Source organism: Parendozoicomonas verongulae (genome assembly GCF_009711465.1).
In the GTDB taxonomy this organism is placed as follows: Bacteria; Pseudomonadota; Gammaproteobacteria; order Pseudomonadales; family Endozoicomonadaceae; genus Sansalvadorimonas; species Sansalvadorimonas verongulae.
Map to the genome: position 1 here is coordinate 1 of NZ_SMME01000779.1, position 9838 is coordinate 9838.

The 9838-nt window shown below is 51.3% G+C and carries 7 protein-coding genes; 4 read left to right on the forward strand and 3 right to left on the reverse strand.

Annotated features, from left to right (window positions below):
* The first annotated feature begins 359 nt into the window (after positions 1-359).
* From E1189_RS06640 to radD, 4 genes are read left to right on the forward strand one after another with little or no spacing between them, the layout of a single operon-like run.
* Positions 360-1262 carry an AAA family ATPase gene (locus tag E1189_RS06640; protein ID WP_155159255.1) on the forward strand — a complete coding sequence of 301 codons (903 nt, stop codon included), beginning with the start codon at positions 360-362 and terminating at the stop codon, positions 1260-1262.
* Positions 1259-2224, forward strand: coding sequence for a DUF58 domain-containing protein (locus E1189_RS06645; RefSeq protein WP_155159256.1), 966 nt, complete (start codon positions 1259-1261; stop codon positions 2222-2224). The genes E1189_RS06640 and E1189_RS06645 overlap by 4 nt, the downstream gene beginning before the upstream one ends.
* A gap of 9 nt (positions 2225-2233) precedes the next feature.
* On the forward strand, positions 2234-4267 hold the full coding sequence (locus tag E1189_RS06650) for a transglutaminase TgpA family protein (RefSeq protein WP_155159257.1): 2034 nt from the start codon (positions 2234-2236) through the stop codon (positions 4265-4267).
* Positions 4268-4321: 54 nt separating this feature from the next.
* Positions 4322-6112, forward strand: coding sequence for a DNA repair helicase RadD (gene radD / locus E1189_RS06655; RefSeq protein WP_329601926.1), 1791 nt, complete (start codon positions 4322-4324; stop codon positions 6110-6112).
* A gap of 199 nt (positions 6113-6311) precedes the next feature.
* Here radD and E1189_RS06660 read toward each other — a convergent pair whose 3' ends face one another.
* The 3 genes from E1189_RS06660 to E1189_RS06670 form a co-directional block, all read right to left on the reverse strand.
* Positions 6312-9074, reverse strand: coding sequence for a hypothetical protein (locus E1189_RS06660; RefSeq protein WP_155159258.1), 2763 nt, complete (start codon positions 9072-9074; stop codon positions 6312-6314).
* A 152-nt stretch (positions 9075-9226) separates the two neighbouring features.
* Entirely contained in the window at positions 9227-9520 is a 294-nt protein-coding gene (locus E1189_RS06665; protein ID WP_155159259.1) for a hypothetical protein, read from the reverse strand.
* A 5-nt stretch (positions 9521-9525) separates the two neighbouring features.
* On the reverse strand, positions 9526-9838 hold a 313-nt coding region (locus E1189_RS06670), incomplete at its 5' end, for a hypothetical protein (protein WP_230460228.1).

Below are 9838 nucleotides of genomic sequence, written 5' to 3' on the forward strand. Positions count from 1 at the left end.
GGTTTTAGGGGAAGAGGTCATCGGAGAGTTCGGTGAAAAGGCTCTGACCATGGTGGGCTCCCTGCTGATTGCTTTCGGGCATTTTCGTAATTACCAGCTTTGTCAGCAGGCACAAGACTGCTCCTGCACAGAACACTGTGCCGATTGAGTCATGTTATAAGCTCCTTCATACTATAGGGTATGGGTGGCAGGTTCTGTCCTGAACGGCCACCTCTTCCTTTTTATCAAAGCCTTCCATAAAACCTCAACCACCGACTCAATATTGGGTTGAGTTTCTTTTCAGTTGATCACTACAATCAGACTTATAAGCACAAAAAATTCTAAGTGAAAACACAAATTACCGGATAACAAAACGTCCTATGTCTCTGATTGATCAATCACTCTCGTCCCTCGCCCAGGCTATCAGCGGTAAGGATCAACAGCTGCGCCTGGCCCTGTGTTGTCTGCTGGCCCGTGGCCACCTTTTGATTGAAGATGTCCCTGGTATGGGAAAAACGACGCTGGCTCAAGGGCTGGCGAAGGTAACAGGGCTGGACTGGCGTCGTGTGCAGTTCACCAGTGATCTGCTGCCGGCAGATATTCTGGGTGTGTCCATTTACGACCGGAACGAATCTGTATTCCGCTTCCAGCCTGGCCCGGTGTTTACCCAGCTGTTACTGGCGGATGAGATTAACCGTGCCACCCCTCGCACCCAGAGTGCTCTGTTGGAGGCGATGGAAGAAGGGCAGGTGTCGGTGGAAGGGGAATCCCGTCCGCTGCCGGATCCGTTCTTTGTTATCGCAACCCGCAACCCAGTTACCCAGTCCGGTACCTTCCCTCTGCCGGAATCCCAGCTTGACCGTTTCCTGATGCGCATCCAGATGGGCTACCCGGATCCGGCTGCCGAGCGAGCCATGCTCAATGGCACCACCGGACGCGCGGCGATGGATAAGGTGAGTGCAATCATCAGCACAGAGCAGCTGCAGGAGCTCCAGAAAAAAGTGGAGCAGGTGCAGGCCCGTGAGCGGTTGCTGGATTATATTCAGCGCCTGGTGGCAGCCACCCGTGAGGGTGATCGCTTTGTCTGTGGCCTTTCTCCCCGTGCATCCCTTGCACTTCTGGCTGCGGCCAGAGCCTGGGCCTTTATGGCCAACCGCGATTATGTGTTGCCGGAAGACGTGCAGGCGGTGTTCCCGGCCGTGACGGAGCACCGTTTACAGAGCCGCAGGGGTGGGGATGTGAAAACCCTGCTGATGGAAGTTGATGTGACTGATGCCCGATGAGTGCCCTCAGTCAGCAGCGGGCACGTTGGAACAAGTGGATTAACCGGCGCATTCCCCCCGCCCGTTCCGTAACCCTGAATCAGAAAAGTCTCTTTATCCTCCCTACCAAAGCAGGTTACAGCTTTATTGGTGTGGCTGTACTGGTATTTTTTGCGGGGGTGAATTACCGCAACAGCCTGAGCTTTGGGGTCTCCTTTTTTATGGTGGCCTTGTTTCAGGTGGCTCTGTGGCAAACCTGGCGGAACCTTGCAGGCGTGACGCTTACGGCCCGTAAAGCGGACTCTGTTCATGCCGGTCAGCTGGCAGGTTTTCATATTTCCTGTCGTGGTGAAAACGGCCGTGCCCAGCAGGGTGTCATGGTGGGCTGGCCCGATGACACGTTGCCCGACAATGGTCTGGTGCGTATTGACCCCCAGGGTGAAGAGGTCGATGCCGTGGTGAGCTATCCCGCCAATAAACGGGGCTGGCTGGCACTGCCCCGTTTGCGGGTGGAAACCGTTTATCCGCTCGGTTTGTTCCGTGCCTGGAGCTGGGTAGATCTGGATCAGCGCACTTTGATCTGGCCCCGCCTGCAATCCGTTGAGGAGGTGGCATCAACAGGCTTTGGTGAAGATGGCCATCGGGTTGTGCCTGATGGCATGGACGACTTTGCCGGTTTCCGCGATTTTACTCCAACAGATTCCGCATCCCAGGTGGACTGGAAGGCCTTGGCCCGCAGCGATGAATTGCTGGTGCGGCAGTTTCATGGATTAGCCGGTGAAGATGTCTGGCTGGACTTTGCTGAAGCGGCCGGGAGGAACACAGAGGAGAAGCTTAGCTGGCTGGCGAGTCAGTGTGTTTTACTCGGGAAGGGCACTCAGATATGGGGGCTGCGACTTGGCGGGCAGGTTATTCCGCCGGGGGGCGGGGTAAGTCATGCCCATGCCCATGCCTGTCTGGATGCTTTGGCTTTGTATCGCTAGGGGCTGACAATGTTTTGGAAAAAGAATAAAACGGCTCCACCGCCCATACCGGTTACCCGTGCGGCGACTTTCAGCCTGGTGGTGATTCTGGTAATGGTGAGCCTGCCGCTGGTGCCCTTGTTACCACCGGGCATTTTGGGTCTGGCTGCCGTTGCTGTTATCTGGCGCCTGGCTTTACTGCGTTCACGGGGGAGTAATCCGGGCTGGATGATTCGTACAGCTTTAGTGATTGCTGCGGTTGCCATGATTGTTTTGCACTTTGGCACCTTGCTGGGGCTGGAGGCAGGAGCTGCGACGCTGGTGTCAGCCTACACCTTAAAGCTGCTGGAGATGCGCAGCCGGCGGGATGCGCTGCTGTTGTGTTTTCTTGGGTTCTTTGTGGCGGTGACCGGTCTGTTGTTCTCCCAGTCGATTCCCATGACAGTGTATCTGCTGGCCTGTCTGGTGATGCTGGTTTCGGTTCTGGTGGGTTTGCATCAGTCCTCGGAGAAAACAGCCATTAAACCTGTGTTCAAGATGGGTTTTATGATGACACTGCAGGCATTACCTTTGATGGTGATCCTGTTTGTGCTGGTGCCCCGTATTCCTCCTCTGTGGCTGGTGCCCCTTCCGGACAACAGCTCAAAAACCGGTTTGAATGATGAGATGGCACCGGGGGATATTGCCCGCTTGAGCCAGTCAGCCGAGCTGGCATTCCGAGCTACCTTTAGTGGGGCGGTGCCTCCTCCCAATGAGCGTTACTGGCGTGCGGTGGTTATGCACTGGTTTGATGGACGACGGTGGTATCAGGGTACAGAAGACGACTGGATCAATGCCGGGGTTGACCCGAATAAACTGGTGGCCTGGTATTCACATGATCCCACCTGGTCGGTGCCCGGGGAGGATGAAGAGGACACGCTGTATAACTACGACATTATTCTTCAGCCCAGCGGGCGCCCCTGGCTACCGGTGCTTGGCTTTGCAACGGAAGCAGTGGATGAGGCCGGTCTTACCCGGGACTGGCGTTTGCTGGCAGAGGATGATGTGGATTTGCTGTTTCAATACCGTATGCGCTCGGGTCAACGAGAGGGGTTTGACCGCGAGTTGCCGTATTGGTTAAAGCGGGCCAGTCTCCAATTGCCAAAGAGTGGTAACCCCCGTGCACGGGCTTTGGCTCAGGAGCTGCGGGAACGCCATGGGGCGAACGTATCCGGTTTTGTGAGTGATGTCCTGAACCGCTTTCGTCTTCAGGAGTATTTCTACACCCTTCGCCCGCCTCTGCTGGAAGGTAACCGCATTGATAACTTCCTGTTCGATAGCAAGCGTGGCTTCTGTGCCCACTATGCCGGTGCACTGACCTTTCTGTTGCGTGCGGCAGGTATACCGGCCCGGGTGGTGGCAGGTTATCAGGGGGGCGAGTTGAAAGATGGCAAAATTATCCAGGTGCGTCAGTTCGATGCCCATGCCTGGGTAGAGTTCTGGCAGCCGGGCTATGGTTGGGAGCGAGTTGATCCCACTGCGGCTGTTGCACCAAGTCGTGTGGTCGAAGGGCTGGAATCGGCCATAGCATTTGAAGGCTCGTTTCTGGAAGGGGCGATTTTCTCCCCTGTGCGTTATCGGGAGATTGGCTGGATTAACAGTCTGCGCTTGCAGTATGAGTCTCTGGAGTATCAGTGGCAGCGGTTGGTGCTCTCCTATGATGAGAACAGCCAGAAGGGATTGTTTAACAAACTTTTCCCCGGTCAGGATACTCTGATGATCCTCACCCGGCTGCTGGTGATCAGTATTCTGGTTGTCATGATTATCACGGCCATTGTGCTCGTTAAACCCTGGAAGCGCCGGGCACCGGCTGCCGATCGCTACTATCTTCGGTTTTGCAGGAAGATGGCCAAAAAAGGGGCCCCCCGCCTGACGGGTGAAGGGCCACAGGAGTATGCCCGCCGTTTGTCTCGGGAAAAGTCAGAGTTTGCCCGTCAGGCGATGGAGGTATCTGCACTGTATATTCGTCTGGTCTATGGGAAGCCGGGCACCGGCGATTTGAGAAAGCTGAAACAGCTTTGTTAGAATCATGCAGCCTCCATTGTCTTTTGAGAAAAGCAAGAAGACTGTTTTTTACGTGTGACCTTTGAACCTATGCCATTCCAACTGCGCCCTTATCAGGCAGACGCTGTGCGCAGCGTTATCCAACATTTTCGTAAAACCAGTGCCCCGGCTGTTGTGGTATTGCCAACGGGAGCTGGTAAAAGTCTGGTGATCAGCGAACTGGGGCGCATTGCCCGCGGCCGGGTGCTGGTGCTGGCTCATGTGAAAGAACTGGTTGAGCAGAATCACAGCAAGTACGAAAGCTATGAGCTGAAAGCCTCGATTTTCAGCGCCGGACTGGGCCGTAAGGAGGCCAGTGAACAGGTGGTATTTGGCAGCGTGCAGTCGGTTGTGCGGAATCTGGACAGCTTTAACGATGAGGGGTTTACGCTTCTGGTGATTGATGAGTGTCACCGAGTTTCTCTTGAAAAGACAAGCAGTTATCACAAGGTCATCAACCATCTTAGAAGACAGAACCCCCGGTTGAAGGTGTTGGGTTTAACAGCTACACCCTACCGGTTGGGAATAGGATGGCTCTATAACTACTTCTCACAACCTGAACACCAAAAACGTGTGCGCACAGAGGATGATCGTTTTTTCACTGACTGTGTTTTTGAACTCCCACTGTCGTACATGATCAAGAACCAGTTCCTGACACCACCGATAATGATTGATGCACCGGTGGCGTGGTACGACTTTAGTCGCTTACCTGCCGATAAAAACGGTCGCTTCAGGGAAGCAGACTTGAACCAGTTGCTGCAGGGAGAGAACAGGGCAACGGCCGCTATTATTGCTCAGGTTGTGAAAGAGGCGGAAGAGCGCAAAGGTGTGATGATCTTTGCCGCGACTGTTGATCACGCCAAGGAAGTATTGAGTTATCTGCCGGAAGGAGAAGCAGCACTGATTATTGGGGATACCCCCGGTCCTGAGCGAGATGCACTGATTCAGCAGTTCAAGCAGAAAGCGATCAAGTATCTGGTGAATGTGTCTGTTTTAACAACAGGCTTTGATGCCCCCCATGTGGATGTGATCGCCATTTTGCGCCCCACAGAATCCATCAGCCTCTATCAGCAGATTGTGGGGCGCGGATTGCGTTTAGCACAAGGGAAAGACGATTGTCTGGTGATGGATTTTGCCGGGAACAATTACAACATCTTCAGCCCGGAAATAGGAGAACCCCGCCCCAACTCCAACAGTGTGCCAGTAGATGTGGATTGCCCGGTGTGTGGCTGCCAGAACAACTTCTGGGGTGTTGTAGATGGCGACGGGGATTTGGTGGAGCACTATGGCCGCCGCTGTCAGGGGTATATCGACTCCTTTGATGGCGAACGGGAGCGCTGTGACTTCCGCTTTCGCTTCAAAGAGTGCAAACAGTGCAACGCGGAAAATGATATTGCTGCCCGCCGCTGCCATGAGTGTGGTCAGGTGCTGGCAGACCCGGATGACAAGCTCAAGGATGCTCTGAACCTGCGCAATGTGACGGTGATTCGCTGTGCCTGGATGGATATGGGGGTGGATAAGGACAAAGCCGGGCATTCACGCATACGCATTGGTTACTTTGACGAGGAAGGGCTGGAGATAACCGAATGTTTCCGTCTGGACACACCAGCCCAGCAAGGGGCTTTCTATCACCATTTCGGTAAGCTCCACCAGATAAATCGTGGCGAAGCCTTCCGTGCCCGTACACCAGAGGATGTTGTTGAGCAAAGCAAAAAATTCCGCAAACCGGACTTCGTAATTGCTGAAAAGGGCAAACGGGGCTGGACTATAAGGGATAAGATTTTTGATTACTGTGGTGCTTATCGTACTGCGGTGGATGCAGGCTGAACCGGTAGGTATTGCGCTGGGCTTGAGCAGTTGAGGAAGGGATGTTTCTGTGAATACACGAATGTTAGTGACTACTCCGCATGGAGGGCAAAGGCCAGAATCCGTAATCTTTGCGACATCGGATACGCCACGACTCAATTGAATCCGTAGAGCCGGGGCCTGGTGGGACAGGCTCCCGGTTTGTTTTCCTTTCTACAGCTCAAAATTCGAGCATTAGTGCTCCATCCAAATGAAAATCCGCAGAGGAGGCTTCGACAGGCTCCATGCCAACTTCACAGTGATATAACTGCCCCGTGCTATCCTGCAGGCAAACCGTTTGCCCGAGAGCTGTTGCAATCAGTGCAGCAAATGTCTGTTCTGTTTCTGGCGTATCTGGCAGATACCAGCCGGACCCGGACTTTGGCAGGTCAACCATTTTCTTTCTCAACTCTTCGCCACCGCCCTTTGCTTCCGTCAAACACTGCCCAAGAAATGGCACTATATGGTCAACCTCTCGTACAATATCGTTTTCCGACATGTCCAGCTGTGTTGCAAGGGTTTGATAGTGCAGTGGAATATCATCGCTTCTCGAGAGTTGTGGGAAGTCAATGGTTGATGCAAGATTTTGTGGGAGTCTCTGCTGATCACCCCATGTTAATCCGCTTTTCAAAAATGCCTTAAACTCACTCAGATCTGTATTGTATTGTTCAAGAGAGGATTCAAACATAGCCATAATCTGCCGTGTGCTTTCTCCTTCTGCCGGCCTCTTCGCCTTTATCCCTTTGTTTTTTAGCATGATACCGCGAGCTTCATAGGTATCCTGCATTAACAAGCTGATTTTCTCTATGCGATCGAGGAAGCGACTCGTATTGTTCATATTCTCTCTTAGCAGCTCAACGACCCGATCGCTGTCTTCCAGCAACCCTTTCTGATGTTTTTCCTGAAGGCGTTCAAAACTCTCTTTCATTTCCACAAGCAAGCCGCTCTTGCCACAGACAAGTTCGTTGAACCGCTTCATATTGGTCACAAACTCTTTTCCCTCTTCTGGCGTGGCCTTAGCGGCATGGACTTGTTTTCGGTAGGCAATAATGTCAGCACGCACCCTGTCACAGCGTATGAAATTTTGACGAACCTGCTCCAGATAGGAGTCAACAACCCCCACAAGGGCCCACGTTCGTTCCAGGGTTGATGTCTCTTTCTGGGTTGCCAGCTCTTCGTATATTTCTCGCGCATGAACCGGGCCAGTTGCCGGTGAAAAATTAAGTATCTCACAGGCCTTCAGAAGTTTAGCCTGAACAGAGCCTTCAGGAGGAGGCATATCAAGGGTCTCTGGTGTTGTGCCGGTATAAGGTGTTGTTTGAGTCACATCATAACCGGTCTCGCTTTTCTGTTTATAATCTGCTTTGGCTTTCTTACGGGCAGCCTTTTTGAAGCTGGCTTTCAGCTTGTCCTGGGTGGCCATTTGTTTTTCCATGCGTGCCTGGACATCGTCCTCACACATCTTGGCAATATCTGCGCGGAGTTGTTTTTCAGCCTTCGCAATGTCCTCATCCAGCTGCTCTTTTATATCATTTGCCTGTCTATTCGTGTCTATCGCCCTTTGCCATAACGCAGCGATATCTTCTCTGGTATCCATAAAGTGATCGAATTTTTTGAGATAACGTCTGTCTTTCGCCCACCCAAAAGCAATAATATGCTCTATATCGTCAATAGCCGTGGCACATTCACATCGCTCCTTATAGGAATATTGAGGGTCTCGTAATTTTGTAAGGAAGACATCCAATAAAGAATTAAGGTTTTTGAACGTCATCCACTCATAGAGGTTATGGACCGTCTTAGCTTTGTTATCCTGGTCTGTGGTTACACCAAATGGCTGACTTTGAGTAGGTTGTTTTCTTAATAACTGAATAGCCTTGCGAATATGAGCTTCTTCATTCACTAAACTGGAAAAAATCAAATATCTAAGAATGCCAGTCAGTTCAGGATCCTTGCCACTTTGATAGTGTTCGTCCAGCATGAGGGCAAGTTTTCTTCTTCTTGGCTCAATCTGTAGCATTTTCTGAATGGTTTCATGCAGTGCTTGAGTTCGTTGAAGAGGACTTGTTTCTTTTTCCCTGCTGAAAAACTGTAGATACCTTGCCCAGCTGTACAAAGTTGTAAGCTCGATAATCATATCTATGGTGACACTATGCGCACCCTGTAATCTCTCCGGTTCTTCAGGCTTACCCAGATGCTTTTTTATACCATCTGCAACAGTACTGTAATGAAACAGGTTCAAAGCATGGTCAACCATTCGTCCCATTTCTTCCATAACCAGATTTGAAAAATCTTTTGTCTGGCTCACTTTTCCCTGAATGATGCCCTGCATAACAGTATCGAGTTGTGGCCTGACAGAGGCTATCGTCTGCTGGTAACACCAAGTATCATATCGGGTCAGTGTTTTAAGAATAGAGAGATGAATGTTCAAACTGAGTCTGTCAAACCCCTCCGGAAGGTAACGCCGAGCAACCCAGCCAAAATGCCTCTTATCGTGAGGGTTTTCCTCAAGGTATTTTTCGTAGTCGCTGCGCAAGGCTGCAACATCTGTATGAACTTTTGCAGATAAGGTTTTTTTCTCATTGAATAATCGCTGAATATCAACATTTAACTGAATGCTTTGCCTGGCAAGCTTATGTATACTGGCTACTTCGTCACGAAGAGTCAGTACTTCTTCCATATGATCAAGCACAGCTTCCTGGCCTGTCTTATATCCAGGTTGAGATGCGTGTGCTTTTGAACGGGCGATAACGGGCTTAGTCTCCATAGTGGTGGCAGCATCACGGGAGGACAATGAGGCAGCCCCTGCCATGTCAGTTCCGACAGGCTGTGACATCTTTTCCTGTACTGTTTTCTTCTTCTTTTTTTTGCCCTTCTTCTTTTTAGGAGCAGCCTGAGCTATGGGGTAATCAGGGGAGGGGGATGATACTCGTGATGTTGGATTCATAATACACCTGCCAATAGTCCGTTAATGGAGTGCCTAACTAGCCTGTTAGATGAAAAACAGGCAGAGAAGTTCCACGGAGGCTGGTGATTTATAAATAAAAATGAATCTGCTGCTACCATAGTCGTAAACAACGGTAGCAGCAGTTATTGGAATCAGGCTGACTTCAGAGCCATCCGTCCGCCCAGCGTAGTCAGAATCAATCCTGGAAGAAGGATAACCATCAAACTCATAGACGCGGACTGTGGCTCCTTCTCAAGAACAGAGCTTACCGCCCAGGCAATAGCAAACAAAATCGTTGCTGACCCTGCAGTCAGAACCGCCAGGGATGGCCAGCTGGCCTGTTTTTTCCAGCGTAGCCAGGCCAGGCCTTGAACCGTTGCCAGGCAGGCAACACCCATCCAGAAGAAGAGCACTTCAATGCCAGTAAAAATAGCTAATCCAGACATAACCGTTATCCTTTCAAACCGTCGTATGAACGACCTTTAGGGTTCCAGAAAACAGCGGGAGCCTTTGCATCAAAGACTTTTCCGTAGCCGTGCAGAAGATCCATATCAGCCATAAACTTGTGCGCAGGCCCAGGCAATAAGGTGTTAAGACGATCAATTAACCTGTGGTGCCAGAAATCAGGTTTATTGTAAGGACAAGTCGCAATGCAGGTGCCACAAGTTGTTCCGGAGTCAATCCAGTAGTCGTGACACTTTTGCCCATCCAGATACCACTTTTTAACCCCGGGATTCATGTAGGGGCGGCCTTTTACATCTTCA

Coding starts and splice junctions, on each gene's coding strand:
- E1189_RS06665 (WP_155159259.1), bottom strand. CDS start 9,520: ATGTCTGGATTAGCTATTTTTACTGGCATTGAAGTGCTCTTCTTCTGG.
- E1189_RS06640 (WP_155159255.1), top strand. CDS start 360: ATGTCTCTGATTGATCAATCACTCTCGTCCCTCGCCCAGGCTATCAGC.
- E1189_RS06650 (WP_155159257.1), top strand. CDS start 2,234: ATGTTTTGGAAAAAGAATAAAACGGCTCCACCGCCCATACCGGTTACC.
- E1189_RS06645 (WP_155159256.1), top strand. CDS start 1,259: ATGAGTGCCCTCAGTCAGCAGCGGGCACGTTGGAACAAGTGGATTAAC.
- E1189_RS06660 (WP_155159258.1), bottom strand. CDS start 9,074: ATGAATCCAACATCACGAGTATCATCCCCCTCCCCTGATTACCCCATA.